We start from the raw sequence: 17,421 nt of genomic DNA on the forward strand, positions 1-17,421 counted from the left end.
CCAGCTTATGGGTCGAGGATCGCCGCCTCCGGCCGCATGACGATCCGCCGGGCGGTCGCGCGGCGCATCCGGCCGCGCGACGGCTCGCGATCGCCGCGCGGTGCCTCGTGCGGTGCCAGCTCGGCCGCGAGGCGTCGCACCGCCTGCGCGAGGCCCGAACGCCCGGCGATCTCGCCGACGGGCCGCGCGGCGAGCAGCGCCGCGTCGGCCGCGCGGCGGTCGTCCGGCACGAACGACACGTCGGTCACGCCCGAGAACCGCTCGAGCGCGCGCCGCACCTGGCCGCGGGGATCGATGCCCAGCGGCCCCGAGCGCAGCCGGTTGATCACGACCCGCACGGGCGTGGCGGCGCCCACCACGCGCCGCAGCTCGGCGTAGCCGCGAACGAGGCGCGCGAGCCCGACCGGATCCGCGGATCCGACCGCCACGACCTGATCGGCCGAGGCGAGCGCCGACAGCGTCGCGGCGTTGCGGCGCGGACCGTCGAGGTCGCTCACGATCTCCTCATCGGCCTCGAGCGACGACGACACATCGACGATCACGACGTCGGCCCAGTCCCGCATCACCTCGAGCGCGATCGCGACACGCGGCCCCGACAGCTCGGGCCAGCGCGAGGCGCGGTTGATGCCGGTCAGCACGTCGACGCGTCCGTCGGGATCGCCCAGCGGCACGCTCACTCGCAGCAGCTCGCCCGCGTCCAGCAGCCCGAACTCGGCCTGCCGGCACGCGGCGGCGAACCCGGGGCTCTCGTCGGCGAGCCCCGTGGCGATCGCGATCGACGGCGCGTGGCTGTCGGCGTCGACCAGCGCGACGTGCGCGCCGCCGCGGGCGTGCTCCAGGGCGAGCTCGATCGCGATCGTGGTGCGGCCGGGCGCGCCCTCGGGCCCCCACACCGCAAGGACCCGGCCGCGCTCACGCCGCTCGTCCGCGCCGTCCACCCGGGGGTCCCCGGCCGCGGCGACGATCCGCCATCCCGGCGCGCCCGCCGGCAGCGGATCCACCAGCCCGAATGCCCGCGCCGCCCGCACGTCGGCGGGGCGGTCGGCCAGCAGCACGATGCGCACCCCGAGCCGGTCGCAGCGCCCGACGAGCGCCGCGGTGAGCGCCCCGCTCGCGGCCAGCACGAGCGTGTCCGCCTCCACCAGGCGCGCGGCCAGCTCGGATCCGTCGTCGCCTGCGCCGGCGAGGTCCGCCGGATCCGCGGTCGCGAGCACCGCGACGCCCTCGTCCCGCAGCTCCTCCGCGACCCGGTCCGCCTCCGCGGCGTCGGCCGCGACGACGGCGATCACTCCCCGTCCTCCGCGTCGGGGGCGGCGTCCTCGTCCGTCGTCGCGGTACCGCCGTCCGATGCCCCGGTCGCCACCGGATCGGGAAGCGCCGCGGTGCCGCCGCCCGCGGTGGGGACGGCCGACAGGACGGATCCGGCCGCGACGGCCGCGAGCACGTCCGCCACGCGGCCGCGGTCGATCACGAGCTCGAGTGCCGCCCCGCCCGAGGCCATCACGCCGTCCTCGCGCGTGACGCGCGCCACGACCGCGTCCGCGACGAGGATGCGCGGCGCCGCGAACGTCCCCGGCTCGCCGCCCGGCGGCGTCTCCCACAGGTCCACCAGCGCGCCGCGGTCGACGCCGTCCGGCACGTCGACCGAGCTGCGCACCACGACGGAGGTGCGGTCGCTCAGCTCGGACGCGCCGGCGGCGCCCGCGGGCAGGAGCTCGCCCGCGCCGATCGGGCGCAGCGCCACGAGCCCCTCGCCGAGGGATTCCGGCGCCAGATAGGCGTCGCGAGACGTGCCGAGCGCGACCTCGACGACCGTGACGTCGGCGGCCGTGATGGCCTGGCCCGGCACCAGCGTGCCCGCGGCCGCCAGCACCGGCACGGTCTGACGCGCGGCCCCGACGACGAACCACACGCCGGCGATCGACGCGGCCACGAGCACGACGCCGATCACGAAGCGCGCATCGGCCCAGAAGGCGCGGCGTGCGGGGCGCGCCTGGGGAGGGACCGTGCGGGCCGTGCCGCCCGGGGCGGCCGTGAGGGTGCTCATGCAGGCATGGTCGCAAAGAGCGCGGGGCGTCCGCGGAGGTTGTCCACAGGCCGGTATGTCGCCCTGCCGACCGCTCCCCCGATGTTCATAATGGGGACCATGGTCGAGGATCCCGCACGCCGTCTCGTGCCGCCCGCTCAGGTCGCTGAGCTGCTGGGCGTCGACGTCGACGAGGTCCTGCAGCTCGTGCAGGACGGCCGGCTGCGCGGGGCCCGCGTGGGCTCGCCGGCGCGCTGGCGCATCGAGCACGCCAGCGTCGGCGAGTACCTCGACGCCCAGGTCGAGGAGGCCCGCCGCATGGCGCTGTGGCGCCAGTCGAACGCTGCGAGCTTCCCCGAGCTGTGGGGCACGCGCGGCTGAGGCGGCCGCGCACGGCTCAGACGACCGGAACGCCCGCCGACGCGTCGATCCGCACCCACGCGACCGCCGCGAGCGGCAGCATCCGGTAGGCGCGCACGTCCGCGGACCGGCGCGGCGCCCCGGCGTCGTGCAGCGCGAGATCGAGGTGATCCGCGCCGACCCGGTCGACCGTGCCCGTGAGCACACGGCCGGATCCGTCCGCCGCCGCGACGCCGACCGCCACCCCGACGCGGCGCCGCGCGAGGTCCCGGAGCGCGAGCGCGAACGTGACGCGCTCGGCGAGCCGGTCGGTGTTCTCGGCCGGCCGGGCGCTGCGCAGCAGGTCTCCGTGCGCGGCCTGGATCCCGCGGATCGCGGGGATCGGCGCGAGCAGCAGCCGTTGCGCGCCCTCGCTCTCGGGAGCCGCGATCCAGTCCGCGCCCACCGCCGCGATCCGCACCTCGACGGCGAGACCGTCTGCGAGCTCGAGCGTCACCGGCCCCTCGGCGTCGTGGGCCAGGCCGATCAGACGCGCGCGGAGGTCGACCCGGGCCAGACGCAGCCGCTCGGCCTCCGATTCGAGGGCGGCCCGCTCGGCCTCCCACTCGGCGGCGAGCTGGTCCTCCAGGTCGTCGAAGAATCGCTCCCATCGCACGGGGCGAGCGTAGGGCACCGCCCGGGGGCGGCCCGCCGGCTGTCCACAGGCCCGGCCCGGCGCGTTCCATCTCCACGGGCATAGGTGCCGTCTCCGGGGCCCGCGCGGCCGGTGCTGAACTGGCGATTCGTTCCGCACCGAGCATCCGGAGGTCTCGATGTCCCAGCCTTCGCCGTCCGCGCAGCCATCCACCGCCCGCCCGCTGCGCAAGCTCGCGGACGTCGAGGAGCACTTCGCCCGGCAGCGCACGCCGAGCGACCACCTGCCGGATCCCGAGCCCCTGCTCACTGCCCTCACGCGCGGCGTGCTCGAGGTGCTCGCCGGGGTGCGCGAGCCCGAGCAGCTCGCACGCTGGCTGACGGACGAGCCCTACCGCACGCTCGTGACGCGCGCGGGCCTCGCGGTGCGCGCACGCAGCGCCCGTCGGCAGAGCGTGATGCGGCCGATCTTCGCGATCCGTTCGATCCGGCACTCGTCCCCGGCCGACGGCGTGATCGAGGGCGTGATCATCGTCGAGACGCCGCAGCGCACGCGCGCGGTCGCCATGCGTCTGGAGGGCATGGACAGCCGCTGGCGCGCGACGAGCCTCTCGGTTCTTTGAATCGGTAGTGCAGAGAACGTCCTCGATCGTTCGCCCGGCGCTTCCTTTCCCGCTTCGCGGGGTAGTGCAATGAGCGTGATCGATCGCTCGCCCGACGCTTCCTTTCCCGCTTCGCGGGGTAGCGCAATGAGCGTGATCGATCGCTCGCCCGACGCTTCGCGCCGGGACTCGTGATCGAAGGCTGTCGCTTCGCTCCATCCCGCGGACGTTGCGTTTTCGAAGTGGTCGGCAGTCGCTTCGCTCCACGCTCGCTTCGCTCGCACGGGACACCGCTCGTCCCGCGCGCGGTCGCTTCGCTCCACGCTCGCTTCGCTCGCACGGGGCACCACTCGTCGCGCACCCGCGGCCGCTTCGCTCCACGCTCGCACGGGCTTCGGTCAGGCCCGCGCCGGGGCTACTGCTTGTAGCTGCTCAGGAAGTTGCCGAGACGCTCGACGGCCTCGGTCAGCACGCGCGCCTCCGGCAGCGTGACGATGCGCAGATGGTCGGGCGTGGCCCAGTTGAAGCCCGTGCCCTGCACCAGCAGGATGCGCTCGGCCACGAGGAGGTCGTACACGAGCCGCGCGTCGTCGTGGATCTCGTGGACCTCCGGATCCAGGCGCGGGAACGCGTACAGCGCGCCCTGCGGCTTGACGCACGAGACGCCCGGGATCTGAGTGAGCTTCTCCCACGCCGCGTCGCGCTGCTCGTGCAGGCGCCCCGACGGGGCCACGAGCGAATCGATCGTCTGCACGCCCGTGAGCGCCGCCAGCACCGCGTGCTGCGCCGGGACGTTGGGGCACAGGCGAGTCGAGGCGAGCAGCGTGATGCCCTCGATGAAGCCCTTGGCGTGCTCCTGCGGCCCCGTGATGACGAGCCAGCCGGAGCGGTAGCCCGCGACGCGATAGGTCTTGGACAGGCCGTTGAACGTCAGGCACAGCAGATCGGGCGCGACCGAGGCCATGGGGATGTGCTGGGCGCCGTCGAACAGGATCCGGTCGTAGATCTCGTCGCTCAGCACCAGCAGCGAATGCTCGCGGGCGATGTCCGCGATGCCCTCGAGCACCTCGCGCGAGTAGACCGCGCCGGTGGGGTTGTTCGGGTTGATGATCACGATCGCCTTGGTGCGGTCTGTGATCTTCGAGCGGATGTCCTCGAGATCCGGCTGCCACTCGCTCTGCTCATCGCACAGGTAGTGCACGGGCGTGCCGCCCGACAGGCTCGTCATGGCCGTCCACAGCGGGTAGTCCGGGGCGGGGATCAGCACCTCGTCGCCCTGGTCGAGCAGCGCCTGCATCGTCATGGTGATGAGCTCGGAGACGCCGTTGCCGAGGTAGACGTTCTCGGGGTCGACGTGCGGGAACCCGGGCGTCTCCTCGTAGCGGCTGACGATCGCGCGGCGCGCGGACAGGATGCCGCGGCTCTCGCTGTAGCCGTGCGCGGTCGGCATGGCCGCGATCATGTCGCGCACGATCTGGTACGGCGCCTCGAATCCGAACACGGCGGGGTTGCCGGTGTTGAGCTTGAGCACCGTGTGCCCCGCGGCCTCGAGCCGAGCGGCCTCCTCCAGGGCGGCGCCCCGGATCTCGTAGAGGACGTTCTTCAGCTTCGAGGAGTGATCCAGCGTCCGCAGCCGGCGTCCGCCGGGGTGCGCGCTGATCGGGACAGGGGTGGTCATCGCCCCAGGATAAGCCGGGCCCCACCGGTCCACGCGCGCATGCGTGGACCGGTGGGGCCGGTGGAGGCGGGTCAGCGCTTCTTGGCGGCGCGGCGCTGCTCGCGGTTGAGCGGGGCGTCCTGCGCGGCGGCGTCGGCCGCGTGGCCGAACGCGCTCGTGCCGGGGCCCGCCTGCGGCGCGGTCGCCTGCGTCTGGGCGCCCTGGCTCTGCGCCGCGCGGCGCACGCGGTCGGTCGAGGCCTTGTTGACCTGGCCGCGGTCGTTGCGCACCTCGACCTCGCCGGCGTCGTTGGGCGCGGAGTACTCGAGCTGCTGATCGGCCGGGTGCTCCGACAGGCCCTTGGCCTCCACCTCGGCCTGCGCCTGCTCGCCCTCGCCCACGCGGCGCACCTGCACCTCGAGGTTGAAGAGGTAGCCGACGGCCTCCTCCTTGATCTGCCCCATCATCGTCTGGAACATCGAGTAGCCCTCGCGCTGGTACTCGATGAGCGGATCGCGCTGCGCCATGGCGCGCAGGCCGATGCCGTCCTTGAGGTAGTCCATCTCATAGAGGTGGTCGCGCCACCGGCGGTCGAGCACCTGCAGCACCACGCGGCGCTCGAGCTCGCGCACGGCGGCCTCGCCGAGCGTCTCCTCGCGCTTCTGGTACGCGATCCTCGCGTCGCTGAGCAGCTCGCGCTTGAGACCCTCGGCGGTGATGCCGCCCTTGCGGCCGCCGGCCTCGGCGACGACCTCGTCGATCGTGACGCCCACGGGGTACAGGGTCTTCAGCTCGGTCCAGAGCGCGTCGAAGTCCCAGCTCTCGTTGTGGCCGCCCGCGGTGTGCTCGTCGATCACCGCGGTGATGGCGTCCTCGATGAAGTGCTGCACGCGATCCGCGATGTCATCGCCCTGCAGGATGTGGCGGCGGTCCGAGTAGATCGCCTCGCGCTGGCGGTTGAGGACGTCGTCGTACTTCAGGACGTTCTTGCGCGCCTCGGCGTTGCGGCCCTCGATCGCGGCCTGCGCGTTCTTGATCAGGTTCGACACCAGGCGCGACTCGATCGCGACATCGTCCGGCAGGTCGGTGCGCGACAGCAGCGCGTCGGCCGCGCCCGACTGGAAGCGGCGCATCAGGTCGTCCTCGAGCGACAGGTAGAAGCGGCTCTCGCCCGGGTCGCCCTGACGGCCCGCGCGACCGCGCAGCTGGTTGTCGATGCGACGCGACTCGTGACGCTCGGTGCCGAGGACGTACAGGCCGCCGGCCTCGACGACCGTCCTGGCCTCCTCGGCGACCTCGTTGCGGGTGCGCTCGAACACGGCGTTCCACTCGGCGTCGTACTCCTCCGGGTCGGTGATCGCCGGATCCAGGCCCTTGGCCTTCATCTCCTGCACCGCGAGGAACTCGGCGTTGCCGCCGAGCATGATGTCGGTGCCTCGACCGGCCATGTTCGTCGCGACCGTGACCGCGCCCAGGCGTCCCGCGCGGGCGACGATCTCGGCCTCGCGCGCGTGGTTCTTCGCGTTCAGCACCTCGTGCTTGATGCCCTTCTTGGACAGCAGGCGCGAGAGGTACTCGCTCTTCTCGACGCTGACCGTGCCCACGAGCACGGGCTGGCCGGCCTCGTGGCGCTCGGCGATGTCCTCGACGACCTGGGCGAACTTGCCCTTCTCGTTGCGGTAGACGAGGTCGCGCTGGTCCTTGCGGATCATCGGCTTGTTGGTCGGGATCGGCAGCACGCCGAGCGTGTAGGTCGACATGAACTCGCCGGCCTCGGTCTCGGCCGTGCCGGTCATGCCCGCGAGCTTGTCGTACAGGCGGAAGTAGTTCTGCAGCGTGACGGTGGCGAGCGTCTGGTTCTCGGCCTTGACCGGCACGCCCTCCTTGGCCTCGATGGCCTGGTGGATGCCCTCGTTGTAGCGGCGGCCGACCAGGATGCGCCCGGTGTGCTCATCGACGATCATGACCTCGTCGTTCATCACGACATAGTCGGTGTCGCGCTTGAACAGCGCGAGCGCCTTGATCGAGTTGTTGAGGAACGAGATGAGCGGCGTGTTGGCCGACTCGTACAGGTTGTCGATGCCGAGGTAGTCCTCGACCTTCTCGATGCCCGCCTCGAGCACGCCGACCGTGCGCTTCTTGATGTCGACCTCGAAGTCCACGCCCTCCTCGAGCGTGCGCGCGACCTTGGCGAACTCCACGAACCAGCGGTTCGCCTCGCCCGAGGACGGACCGGAGATGATCAGCGGCGTGCGTGCCTCGTCGATCAGGATCGAGTCGACCTCGTCGACGATCGCGAAGAAGTGGCCGCGCTGGACCATGTCCTCCTTGCGCCACGCCATGTTGTCGCGCAGGTAGTCGAAGCCGAACTCGTTGTTCGTGCCGTACGTGATGTCGGCGCCGTACTGCTCGCGGCGCACGGCGGGGGTCTGGCCCGACACGATCACGCCCGTGGTCATGCCGAGGGCGCGGAACACGCGGCCCATCAGCTCGGCCTGGTAGGAGGCGAGGTAGTCGTTCACCGTGATGACGTGGACGCCCTTGCCCGCGATCGCGTTGAGGTACGCGGGGAGCGTCGCGACGAGGGTCTTGCCCTCACCGGTCTTCATCTCCGCGATGTTGCCGAGATGCAGGGCCGCCCCGCCCATGATCTGGACGTCGTAGGGGCGCATGCCGAGCGTGCGCTTGGCGGCCTCGCGCACCGCGGCGAAGGCCTCGGGCATCAGGTGGTCGAGCGTCTCGCCGGCCTCGAACCGGGCGCGCAGCTCGGCGGTCTCGCCGCGCAGCTCCTCGTCCGTGAGCTGCGTGTAGTCCTCCTCGAGCGCGCCGACGGCGCTGACCACCTGCTGGAGGCGCCGACGGATGCGTCCCTCGCCGGCGTGAAGCAGCTTCTCGAAGGGATTGGCCACGTGATGTCTCCTCGTTCTCGGCCCTCGCTCACGTCGAGCGTCGCGTGCCGTGCCCGCGCCGTCCGGCGACGGGCATACGGACCCATGTTATCCGCCCGTGATCTATGCCGCGGCTGGGTGTCCGGGCGCCCCCAGGAGGACACCCGTGATCGGGACGAGCGGATGGGGACTAGGATCTGTCCACCGGCTGCTCCGCACCGGTCGCGCCTCACCGCCCCCTCCGCCGGGATCCGACGCAGGACCGCCCTCCTCCGGATCCCGCGGGCACATGCGCGCCGACACGTGACCGCCGGCCGCCGACGTCGGCGGGACGACCATTTCGTGAACACCAATCCTGAGCAGAGGCGATCGATGACACTGGTGGGCCCCTCCCTGAGACGACCCGACCCGACCGGACCGGCCGCCGATGACGCGCGCACGCGGATCCTGGGAGGGGTGACGCACCTCGTCGCGGCACTCACGCCCCACGAGGCGGAGCGCGACGACCTGCTCGAGCTCGCCGCAGTGCTCGAGGCCGCGGGCACGGAGCCGTGGCTGCTGCGCCGCTCGAGCGGGCGGGCGGCACTCGCGCTGCCGTCGGAGCACCGTGCGCGCGCGATCGCCGCGCTCACCGAGGCCGGATCCGCCGAGCCGTGGGCGGCCGCCCGCCGCGAGAAGGGTGCCGTGCGACCGCTCGACGGCGGCGCCGCGCGCGCCTTCGGCCGGGGCGACGTCGCGACGCTGTTCCGTCCCCGCGTCGTCCCGTCCGGCACCGTCCGCTACGGGGCCGAGCACGGCATCCGGCTGGAGTTCTGGCACCGCGACAGCGGCAGGCTGCGTGCCCCGCGACCGAACGTGCTCACGCGGCGGACGATCGCGGTGGACGACCTCGCCCTGACGATGGTCCAGCGGCACGGGCGTGCCTGGCGCACAGTCGAGGGCATGTGGACGCCGGGCGCGAACGAGTTCGCGCAGGAGGTCGACATCGTGTTCTCGTGGGTGGACGGCTCCTCGAACGAGTTCCAGCGGGAGCGCGCCAAGCGCCTGAACGCCTACGTCGTGGGCGACGGCGACGACCACGCCGCGCGCTTCCGACAGGTCGACGAGCTGCGATACGCCCTGCGCAGCGTGCACATGTTCGCCCCGTGGGTGCGCACCATCTGGATCGCCACAGACAGCCCCGCACCGTGGTGGCTGCGCGCCCACCCTCGGGTGCGCGTCGTGCGCAGCGAGGAGTTCTTCGCCGATCCCTCCGTCCTCCCCACGCACAACTCCCACGCGGTCGAGGCGCAGCTGCATCGCATCCCCGGCCTCGCCGAGCATTTCCTCTACTCGAACGACGACATGTTCTTCGGGCGCCCCGTTCGTCCGGAGCTGTTCTTCACGGCCGCCGGTCTCACGCAGTTCGTCGAGTCGGACATCCGGATCGGCGTGGGCGACCCGGGCGCTTCCCGCAGCGGCCACGACAACGCCGCACGCGTCAACCGCGAGCTGCTGCAGCGCCGCTTCGGCCGCGTCATCACCCGCGACCTGCAGCACTGCGCGACGCCGCACCGCCGCAGCGTCATGGCCGAGCTCGAGCGCGAGTTCCCTGAGGAGTTCGCCCGCACTGCCGCCGCCCGCTTCCGCAGCGCGACCGACGTCTCGGTGACCAACTCGCTGTACCACTACTACGCCCTGATGTCCGGGCGCGCCGTGCCCACGTCGGTCCCTCGCACGGCCTACGTCCAGACGACGCTGCAGTCGTCGCTGCATCGCATGGAGCGGCTGCTCACGCGTCGCGACGCCGACATGTTCTGTCTCAACGACGGCAGCGTGCCGGAGCTGCCGGAGGAGGTGCGAGAGCGCGCCGTACGGGAGATGCTCGACGCATACTTCCCGGTCGTCGCCCCGTGGGAGCGGCTCTCCCCCGACGAGGCCTGAGCGCCCGTCAGCCGACGACGGGGATCGACGAGGTCGGGGGCGCGATCCGGTCCGCGCGCGCCCGCGCGGCCGACTCCGGGATCACCACGCCGGCCCGGGCGAGGCGCCGGCGCGTCTCCTCCGCGGTCGTGATCTCGGCGGGAGACGCGTCGGACAGCGGCACGACCGAGTGCACGACGGTCTCCTCGTACACATGCACCAGGTTGTATGCCTGTCCCGCGTCGCGCGGGCGCATGCCGCCGTCGGCGACACCGGGATCCTGGGTGTAGCAGGTGGCCGATGCGACGGACACCGGGATGCCGGCGAAGGTCGCGGAGGTGGAGAAGTGCACGTGGCCCGCGAGGATGGAGCGCACATCGCTGCCGCGCAGCACGTCGGCCAGGCGCTTCTGGTCGCGCAGCTCGACCAGCGTCGCGAGGTCGAGCACGCACGGCACCGGCGGGTGATGCATCGCGAGGATCGTGCCGTGCGGCGCGGGGATCGACAGCTCCAGCGCGAGCCAGTCGAGCTGCGCGTCGTCGATCTCGCCGTAGTGCTCGCCGGGGACCGACGTGTCGAGCACGATCAGGCGCAGACCGTCGATGTCATGGACGGCGTCGACCGGCGCGTCGCCAGAGCCGTCGAGAAGCTCGCGACGGAAGACGTCGCGCTCGTCGTGGTTGCCCATCACCCAGATGACCTCCGCCCCGAGACGCCGCGCGGCGGGCTCCACGGCCGCCCGCAGCCGGACGTACGCCTCGCGCTCGCCGAGGTCGGCGAGGTCGCCGGTGAAGACGATCGCGTCCGGTCGACCGCCCGATCGCCCCAGCTGCGACATCACGCGCTCGACGTTCGCTGCGGCGTCGATGCCGAAGACCCCGTCGCGGGCGCGCAGGTGGGTGTCGCTCAGGTGCACCAGCAGGTGACTCGAGCGGGCGTACTCGGCGATCCGGAGCTCCGGCGTGTCGGACATGCGCGAGATGTTACCGGCATGTTTCCGCCGGTCGGTGACGCCCAGCTGAACAGCACGCGAATCCGAGCCGTCCGCCACGCGGTCATCCCGAGACGCACCCTGTGATCGACTCACCCCAGGCGGGTCCGTTGTACGGGCCCCCGTAGGGCATGATCGCGACCGAGACGATCTGCCCCACCTGCGCGCTCCACGTCTCGTCGGTCGGGATCAGAAACCCCAGCCGGCCGCGATCGCCGGCGAGCTCGTAGCGGACATATCCGAGCTGAGCGCCCGTCCCGTCGTCTTCGGCGACGACCTCGGCTGCGTCCGGATGGGCCGCGAGCAGCTCGTCGATCGTGGATCCGATGCCTATCCCGCCCGACGTGCGCAGGCGACCGTCGGTGATCTCGATGATCTGGATCGGACCGCCGGGCGTGCCGTCCGTGGCCGCCTGGAACTGCGGCGGCAGATCGCCCGCCTCACCCGGCCGGCCATCTTCCGTCCCGGGCCGCCAGTACCCCTCCGCGCAGCTCTCGTCCCACGTCAGGTCGGCACGCGCGGACTCGGACAGCGACTCTCCGACGACGACGCCGCCGAGGCCGTCCGGCGTCAGCACCGGCGGCGCGGGCGGCGCGCCGTCGCCCTCCGGCGCCTCGACCCCCGGCCCCGGCGCGTCGTCCGTCGGGACAGCGGAGATGATCGTGCGAGTGGTCCACTCGGTCAGGCTCGGCACCTGCGCGGTGAAGGCGCCGGGGTCGCCGCCGAAGCGGCGGCTCTCCGTCAGACTCGCGAGGCGCGTGTCGCCATCCACGCGCAGCGTCGTGCTCTGGGACGCATCGCCGCCGAGCGGCTCCGCGACGTCGATGCGCTGGACGGAGCCGTCGTCGAAGCGACCGACGCGCGCGTCGGGAACGAGCGCGAGGGACTCCAGCATCGCGGCATGCAGGTCGTCGGGCATCTGGTTCAGCGCCACGGCCTCGGTCATCGCGCCGAGCCACGAACGCTCGAAGGTGTCCGCGCGGCTCCGATACCACGCGAGCAGCGCGGCAGGGTCGCGCGGGAGCTCGTCCCAGATCCCGTAGCCGCCGTCCAGCAGCGGGGTGGCGTGCACCGTGCCGTCGTCGTCCTCGCCGCCGGCCCCCGACGCGATGCGGCCCCACGTGGTCGAGCGCGTGACGCCGGGCTCCTCGAGGTCGCGCTGCCGGCAGATCTCCAACGCGGGATCGGGATCGGCCGGCGCGCCATAGACGCCGACGAGTTCGCAGTCGTCCGCGAAGACCCACGTCCACTCGCCGCCGGCCCGGGGATCCGCCGGGACATAGACAGACACGGTCGCGCTCGTGACGATCGCCGACTCCGCATCCGCCCAGGACTGCGCCATGGCTCCGGTGTCGAGGTCCCAGGGCGTGGCGGCCTCGATCGTGCGCTCGAGACGCACGTAGGGCGCTTCGCTCCCCGCGGGCGGCGGAGTCGGCGCCGGGCCGGCGCTGCGGTCGTCCGGAGCGAGCTCGCGCAGCAGCGTGACGCCGCCGATCGCGGCCGCGGCGACCGCGACGGTGGCGGCCGCGGCGAGCGCGATGGCGCCGACCCGGCGGCCGCGCGCTCCTCGCGGCTCGAGCGGTGTGACGGGCGCCACGCCCCCGGTGTCTCCGCCGCCCGTGCCGCGTGCCGTGCGCGAGGCGATCGGCACGGGCGGTGTCGCCGCGCTCTCCTCCCGCTGGATCTCGACCATGAGTCGTGCCCGGGCGGCGGTCAGCTCGGCGGCGGTCGGGCGGCGCACCTCGGCGCCCAGGTCACGCACGAACGTCAGCTCGTCCATCGTTCCCCTCCTCTGCGGTGTCGCCACCGGGCAGCTCGAGACGGAGCCTGCGGCGGATCCGGTTGATGCGCGACCACACGGTGCCGACGGGCACGCCCAGCGCGTCGGCGATCTGCTCGGTGCTGAGGTCGCCCCACGCGTACAGCAGCAAGGTGTCGCGGTCGGCCTCACTCAGGCGGCGGATCTGCGGCGCGAGGCCGCGCAGCCGGGCCGACGCGTCGGCGCGGTCGGCGGCGGCCTCGATGTCGCTGATCGCGACCTCGACCGCCACGCTGGCGGACGCCTGGAGCGCGCGCCAGCGCCTGGCCTCGGCGGCGCGCGCCCTGTGCGCGAGCCGCGTGGCGATGCCGAGCAGCCACGGCAGCGCCGATTCCCGGTCGAAGTCGTAGTCGACCCGGCGCCGGAACGCGACGAGGAACGTCTCGCTCAACACGTCGTCGCCCGCGTCCGCCCCGACGAGACGGCGCGCGTAGCGGCCGACGACCGGGGCGTGCCGATCGAAGAGCGCGGCGAACTCCTGCGGTCGCGCGAGCGAGCGCCGGAGGATCTCGGCATCGGTGGTCACGATCGGTATTGCCTCGCGCGGGGATTGTCCTTCACGGTCGCGATGATCCCGCATCCGGGATGGTTCCCACGCCGCCGCCGGCGCGCCGCATCCGGATCGTTGCATCAGATGATGTTTCCCGGTATGTATATTCTCGGAAAGCAAATACGGGATCCCATCCCGGAACGGAGAGCCGAGATGAGCGTCCGCCAGAGCCTGCTCGCGATCCTCGACCAGGCGCCCTGCTACGGCTACCAGCTCCGCGCGGAGTTCGAACGCCGCACGGGCGGCACCTGGGCGCTCAACGTCGGGCAGATCTACAACACCCTCGAGCGACTCGAGCGCGACGGGCTGGTCGCGCGCGGCGAGGCCGACGATCAGGGCCACGTGTACTGGCAGATCGCCGAGGCCGGGCGCAGCGAGGTCCGGACGTGGCTGACCACGGCCGTCGACCGGGGCCAGGCCGCGCGCGACGAGCTCGCGATGAAGCTCGCGCTCGCGGCCACGCTGCCGGGCGTCGACGTCGCGGCCGTGATCCAGAATCAGCGCCGCGCGACGCTCGCGCGCCTTCAGGATCTGCAGCGCACCACGCGCGCGGACGCGGATCCCGACGGCCCGGAGGCGATCGCCTCGTCGCTCGTCGTGGAATCGATGATCTTCGCGGCGGAGGCCGAGGTGCGCTGGCTCGACCACAGCGAGCAGCGGCTCGCCGCGCATCCGGATCACGCGCTCGCGCTGGATCTGTCGACCGAGCGTCCGCGACGGGGGCGTCCCGCGCGCGCCGCGGCGAGTGGGGCGCGCGCATGAGCACGCGGTCGGACCTCACCCCGCGCACGTGACCGCGATCTGGTGCCTGCCGCCGCCGCGGCACCCCTCCGCGACCGCGCGGCCGGCGATCGCCTGACGCGCCGTTCCGCCCGGGGCGAAGCGCCCGGCCGGGTGTCCGCCGGGACCATAGGATCGAGCCATGGCCGGAATCTGGGGCAGGCGCAGGCGCGAGGAAGAGGCGGCGCTCAAGGCGCAGGACGACGATCTCGCGCGGCGCGCCCGCGCGGCGCTGGTCGCCGCCGACGAGCGCATCCGCACCACATCGGACGAGCTCGAGTTCGCCGTGGCCGAGCTGGGCGAGAACCCGACCGCGGCACTGCGCGAGGGGCTCACGGCCGTGCGCACGCACCTGGCCGAGGCATTCCACCTGCACCAGCTCAATCACGACGAGATCCCCGACACCGCCGAGGAGCTGCGCACGCGCAACGCGCGCATCATCCAGCTGTGCGAGTGGGCCGAGGACGTGCTGGACGAGCGCACCGAGGCGCTGCGCGAGCGGATCGCGCTGGTGCGCCAGGCGCCCGAGATCATCGAGGGCGTCCGCGCGGACGTCGAGCGACTGCGCGCCCGCCTGCCGCTGACCCGGGAGACCGTGTCGCGCCTGGCCGGCCGCTACAGCGAGGCGGCGCTGAACCGCGTGGCGGCCAACCCCGACGAGGCCGAGCAGCTGCTGGACTTCGCGTTGCACAGCGGCGACGTATCGGTGCGCCGCCGCGAGGCGCGGCGACCCGAGGAGGCCAACGTCGCCCTCGAGACCGCGACCGAGGCCGTCCGCCGCGCCGGCACCATCATCGACGGCGTCGAGGACTTCGAGATCGAGGCGCTGCGGGCGCAGTCGACGCTCGCGGACGTCGTCGCCGACTCCCGGCAGGACATCGTCGCCGCACGGCCGCTCACGCAGGCGGGCTCGCCGCACGCCGCGGAGGTGACGGCGGCGGTCGCCGGGCTCGAGAGGGCGCTCGCGGCGCTGCCCGGACCGGGCACGCCGAGCGATCCGTTCGCCGATCTCGCCTCGCTGCGCGACGCCAACGCCGCGCTCGACGCGGCGGTCGAGAAGGCGCGCCAGCGCGCCGCCCGCCCGCTCCCGTCGATCCCGCAGGTGCGCCACTCCGTGGACGCCGCGGACCATGCGATCGCCGTGGCGCACAGCGTGATCGCCGGCCACCGCGGCTACATCGGCGCCGATGCGCGAACGCGGCTCGCCGAGGCCCAGCGGCTGCGGGCCGAGGTCGAGGAGCTCGTCGTGCCCGAGGACACGCGCGAGCAGGCCCTCGCGCTCGCCCGGCGCGTGCAGCAGCTCGCCGGCGAGGCGCTGCAGGCCGCGCAGCGCGACATCGACTCGGGCCGCCCGGACGGCGACGACTGGGGCAACGGCGGCTGGGGCGGCGGCCGCCGCGGCCGCGGCTTCGGCGGGGGCGGCGACATCCTCGGCCCCGTCGTCGGCGGTCTCCTCCTCGGCGGCCTGATGGGTGACATCTTCGACTGACGGCACCCACGACGAAGGGGACCGGATCCGCGGATCCGGTCCCCTTCGTCGTTCCTGGCGTTACGAGGCGAGCTTCTCGGACTCGGGCGGCGCGATCGCCGTCAGCGAGATCACGCCGTAGTCCCAGCCACGGCGGCGGTACACGACACTCGGGTGATCGGTGCGGGCGTCGATGAACAGGAAGAAGTCGTGTCCGACCAGCTCCATCCGGTCGACGGCCTCCTCGACGGTCATCCACTCCGGCTCGAACGTCTTGGTGCGGATGACGACGGGACTGTACTGCTCATCGTCCTCACCCTCGGTCACGACGGGAACCTCCCCGGTCGCGACGGCGCGGATCACGTCGGCCGCCGCGGGCTCGACGTCGATGCCCGTCAGCGCGCCGGAGCCCTTCTCGTAGTGGGCGCCGCGCGGATGAGCCCGGCCGGTGACGCGCTTGTCCTTCGCGCGGCGCAGCTGCTCGGCGAGCTTGTCGAGCGCGATGTCGAGCGCCGCGAACTTGTCGCCCGCGCAGGCCTCCGCGCGCACGACGGGCCCCTTTCCGACCACCGTGAGCTCGACCACGTCGTCCTCCATGCGGCCGTTGCGATGGGCCTGGTGGGTGACCTTGACCTCGAGACGGAGAGCCCGCGGCGCGAGGCCCGCGATGCGGGCGCTCTTCTCGTCGACCACGGATCGGAAGCGATCGGTGATACCGACGCCGACTCCCGAGATGTTCGTTTCCATCGTGCCTCCCGTTTTTCCGGTGAGACCTGACGGTCCGCACGGTCCCGGCACCACGTCCGGATGAGCGGACCTCGGTCGCGATTCCCCCCGGGCGGGGCCCGGGGTTGTGATGCCCTACCGTAGACCGGCGCGCGGCCGGTGTCACGCACTATCCATCCATTCGTCGGATTCCGTTCCCCCCGATGCGATACGCGTCCCGGACACCGCGCCGCCGCGGTCGGCGGAGCCGGGCATATCCGCCGTCCCGGACCGCAGCGGCGTGTCGGCGACGACCGCGGCGCCCACCACGCGCGCTCCCTGCGCCTCGAGCGCGCGGCGTGCCTCGGCGAGCGTCGCGCCCGTCGTCAGCACGTCGTCGATCAGCACCACGGCGAGCCCCGCCGCGCCCCGGTGCGCTCGCATGCTGCCGCGCACGTTGCGCGCGCGGGCGTCGCGGCCGAGCGCCCGCTGGTCCCCCGTCGACCGGGCGAGGACGAGCAGCCGGGCGGTGCGGATGCCGGCGCGACGCGCCACGAGCTCCGGCACACGATAGCCGCGGCGGCGCATCGCGGCGGGCGACGTCGGCACCGCGACGGCGACCACGGGCGGGGCCGCTCCCGCCACGGCGGCGCGCACGGCCTCGCGCAGCGCCGGCGCGAGCGCGCGGGCCGCATCCGTGCGGCCACGCTCCTTGAGCGCGCGCAGCGCGCGGGCGCACGCGCCCTCGAACGCGAGGCCGCTCCACACCGTCAGGTCTCCCGCCACGCGTCGCCGCGGCACCGGCGCGAGCCGCCCGCGGCACGCCGCGCACAGCGCGATGCCCTGCAGCCCGCAGCCCGCGCACGCGACCGGCAGGAGGAGGGCCAGAGCCTGCACCGCGGCGTCCCGCGCCGCGCGCGTCCAGCGCGAGAGCGCGTCGTCGTCCATCCGACCAGGATCGCGGCCCGTGCGCCGCTGCGCGGGCGCGCGGACGCGCCTCCGGACGCATCCCGCCGGTATCCCGCCTGTGGACGACCCGC

Annotated in this window: 15 protein-coding genes; 5 read left to right on the forward strand and 10 right to left on the reverse strand. The window is 73.3% G+C overall.

Annotated elements, in window-relative coordinates; translation table 11 throughout:
• Positions 1-5: 5 nt before the first annotated feature.
• Together AAD528_RS06100 and AAD528_RS06105 are read right to left on the reverse strand one after the other, a co-directional pair.
• The gene (locus tag AAD528_RS06100) at positions 6-1,289 is read right to left on the reverse strand and encodes a CpaE/TadZ family protein (RefSeq protein ID WP_345751156.1); all 1,284 of its coding nucleotides are present in this window, start codon (positions 1,287-1,289) and stop codon (positions 6-8) included.
• Positions 1,286-2,047 (reverse strand): SAF domain-containing protein, encoded by a 762-nt coding sequence (locus tag AAD528_RS06105; RefSeq protein ID WP_345751157.1) that lies wholly within the window; start codon positions 2,045-2,047, stop codon positions 1,286-1,288. Before AAD528_RS06105 ends, AAD528_RS06100 begins: the two co-directional genes overlap by 4 nt.
• Before the next feature lie 99 nt (positions 2,048-2,146).
• Here AAD528_RS06105 and AAD528_RS06110 point away from each other — a divergent pair, with 99 nt between their 5' ends.
• Positions 2,147-2,407 carry a helix-turn-helix domain-containing protein gene (locus tag AAD528_RS06110; RefSeq protein ID WP_345751158.1) on the forward strand — a complete coding sequence of 87 codons (261 nt, stop codon included), beginning with the start codon at positions 2,147-2,149 and terminating at the stop codon, positions 2,405-2,407.
• Positions 2,408-2,423: 16 nt separating this feature from the next.
• On the opposite strand, the gene AAD528_RS06115 is transcribed toward AAD528_RS06110, so the two are convergent.
• A complete protein-coding gene (locus tag AAD528_RS06115; protein WP_345751159.1) occupies positions 2,424-3,041 on the reverse strand; it encodes a hypothetical protein in 618 nt (205 codons plus the stop codon).
• A 157-nt stretch (positions 3,042-3,198) separates the two neighbouring features.
• Between AAD528_RS06115 and AAD528_RS06120 the strand changes: the two genes are divergently transcribed.
• Positions 3,199-3,642, forward strand: coding sequence for an Rv3235 family protein (locus tag AAD528_RS06120; protein WP_345751160.1), 444 nt, complete (start codon positions 3,199-3,201; stop codon positions 3,640-3,642).
• A gap of 394 nt (positions 3,643-4,036) precedes the next feature.
• On the opposite strand, the gene AAD528_RS06125 is transcribed toward AAD528_RS06120, so the two are convergent.
• Positions 4,037-5,299 carry a pyridoxal phosphate-dependent aminotransferase gene (locus AAD528_RS06125; RefSeq protein ID WP_345751161.1) on the reverse strand — a complete coding sequence of 421 codons (1,263 nt, stop codon included), beginning with the start codon at positions 5,297-5,299 and terminating at the stop codon, positions 4,037-4,039.
• A gap of 71 nt (positions 5,300-5,370) precedes the next feature.
• Positions 5,371-8,187 carry a preprotein translocase subunit SecA gene (gene secA, locus AAD528_RS06130; protein ID WP_345751162.1) on the reverse strand — a complete coding sequence of 939 codons (2,817 nt, stop codon included), beginning with the start codon at positions 8,185-8,187 and terminating at the stop codon, positions 5,371-5,373.
• Positions 8,188-8,622: 435 nt separating this feature from the next.
• Here secA and AAD528_RS06135 point away from each other — a divergent pair, with 435 nt between their 5' ends.
• Positions 8,623-10,089 carry a stealth family protein gene (locus tag AAD528_RS06135; protein WP_345751163.1) on the forward strand — a complete coding sequence of 489 codons (1,467 nt, stop codon included), beginning with the start codon at positions 8,623-8,625 and terminating at the stop codon, positions 10,087-10,089.
• Positions 10,090-10,096: 7 nt separating this feature from the next.
• Here AAD528_RS06135 and AAD528_RS06140 read toward each other — a convergent pair whose 3' ends face one another.
• The 3 genes from AAD528_RS06140 to AAD528_RS06150 all read right to left on the reverse strand — a co-directional run bounded on the left by AAD528_RS06140 (position 10,097) and on the right by AAD528_RS06150 (position 13,404).
• Positions 10,097-11,041 carry a phosphodiesterase gene (locus tag AAD528_RS06140; RefSeq protein WP_345751164.1) on the reverse strand — a complete coding sequence of 315 codons (945 nt, stop codon included), beginning with the start codon at positions 11,039-11,041 and terminating at the stop codon, positions 10,097-10,099.
• Between the two features lie 82 nt (positions 11,042-11,123).
• Positions 11,124-12,839, reverse strand: coding sequence for a hypothetical protein (locus AAD528_RS06145; protein WP_345751165.1), 1,716 nt, complete (start codon positions 12,837-12,839; stop codon positions 11,124-11,126).
• The gene (locus AAD528_RS06150; RefSeq protein ID WP_345751166.1) at positions 12,814-13,404 is read right to left on the reverse strand and encodes an RNA polymerase sigma factor; all 591 of its coding nucleotides are present in this window, start codon (positions 13,402-13,404) and stop codon (positions 12,814-12,816) included. Before AAD528_RS06150 ends, AAD528_RS06145 begins: the two co-directional genes overlap by 26 nt.
• A 177-nt stretch (positions 13,405-13,581) precedes the next feature.
• Between AAD528_RS06150 and AAD528_RS06155 the strand changes: the two genes are divergently transcribed.
• Both AAD528_RS06155 and AAD528_RS06160 read left to right on the forward strand, forming a co-directional pair.
• Positions 13,582-14,190, forward strand: coding sequence for a PadR family transcriptional regulator (locus tag AAD528_RS06155; protein ID WP_345751167.1), 609 nt, complete (start codon positions 13,582-13,584; stop codon positions 14,188-14,190).
• A gap of 160 nt (positions 14,191-14,350) precedes the next feature.
• The gene (locus tag AAD528_RS06160) at positions 14,351-15,697 is read left to right on the forward strand and encodes a hypothetical protein (protein WP_345751168.1); all 1,347 of its coding nucleotides are present in this window, start codon (positions 14,351-14,353) and stop codon (positions 15,695-15,697) included.
• 60 nt (positions 15,698-15,757) lie between these two features.
• Here AAD528_RS06160 and hpf read toward each other — a convergent pair whose 3' ends face one another.
• Together hpf and AAD528_RS06170 are read right to left on the reverse strand one after the other, a co-directional pair.
• Positions 15,758-16,423, reverse strand: a complete 666-nt coding sequence (gene hpf / locus AAD528_RS06165; RefSeq protein ID WP_345751169.1) for a ribosome hibernation-promoting factor, HPF/YfiA family — start codon at positions 16,421-16,423, stop codon at positions 15,758-15,760.
• Between the two features lie 141 nt (positions 16,424-16,564).
• Complete coding sequence (locus AAD528_RS06170; protein ID WP_345751170.1) at positions 16,565-17,329, reverse strand: ComF family protein; 765 nt, start codon at positions 17,327-17,329, stop codon at positions 16,565-16,567.
• Positions 17,330-17,421: the final 92 nt, after the last annotated feature.

It is taken from the genome of Microbacterium rhizophilum, assembly GCF_039605615.1.
GTDB classification, from domain to species: Bacteria; Actinomycetota; Actinomycetes; order Actinomycetales; family Microbacteriaceae; genus Microbacterium; species Microbacterium rhizophilus.

Coding starts and splice junctions, on each gene's coding strand:
- AAD528_RS06155 (WP_345751167.1), top strand. CDS start 13,582: ATGAGCGTCCGCCAGAGCCTGCTCGCGATCCTCGACCAGGCGCCCTGC.
- AAD528_RS06160 (WP_345751168.1), top strand. CDS start 14,351: ATGGCCGGAATCTGGGGCAGGCGCAGGCGCGAGGAAGAGGCGGCGCTC.
- AAD528_RS06170 (WP_345751170.1), bottom strand. CDS start 17,329: ATGGACGACGACGCGCTCTCGCGCTGGACGCGCGCGGCGCGGGACGCC.
- AAD528_RS06120 (WP_345751160.1), top strand. CDS start 3,199: ATGTCCCAGCCTTCGCCGTCCGCGCAGCCATCCACCGCCCGCCCGCTG.
- AAD528_RS06140 (WP_345751164.1), bottom strand. CDS start 11,041: ATGTCCGACACGCCGGAGCTCCGGATCGCCGAGTACGCCCGCTCGAGT.
- AAD528_RS06105 (WP_345751157.1), bottom strand. CDS start 2,047: ATGAGCACCCTCACGGCCGCCCCGGGCGGCACGGCCCGCACGGTCCCT.
- AAD528_RS06110 (WP_345751158.1), top strand. CDS start 2,147: ATGGTCGAGGATCCCGCACGCCGTCTCGTGCCGCCCGCTCAGGTCGCT.
- hpf (WP_345751169.1), bottom strand. CDS start 16,423: ATGGAAACGAACATCTCGGGAGTCGGCGTCGGTATCACCGATCGCTTC.
- AAD528_RS06125 (WP_345751161.1), bottom strand. CDS start 5,299: ATGACCACCCCTGTCCCGATCAGCGCGCACCCCGGCGGACGCCGGCTG.
- AAD528_RS06145 (WP_345751165.1), bottom strand. CDS start 12,839: ATGGACGAGCTGACGTTCGTGCGTGACCTGGGCGCCGAGGTGCGCCGC.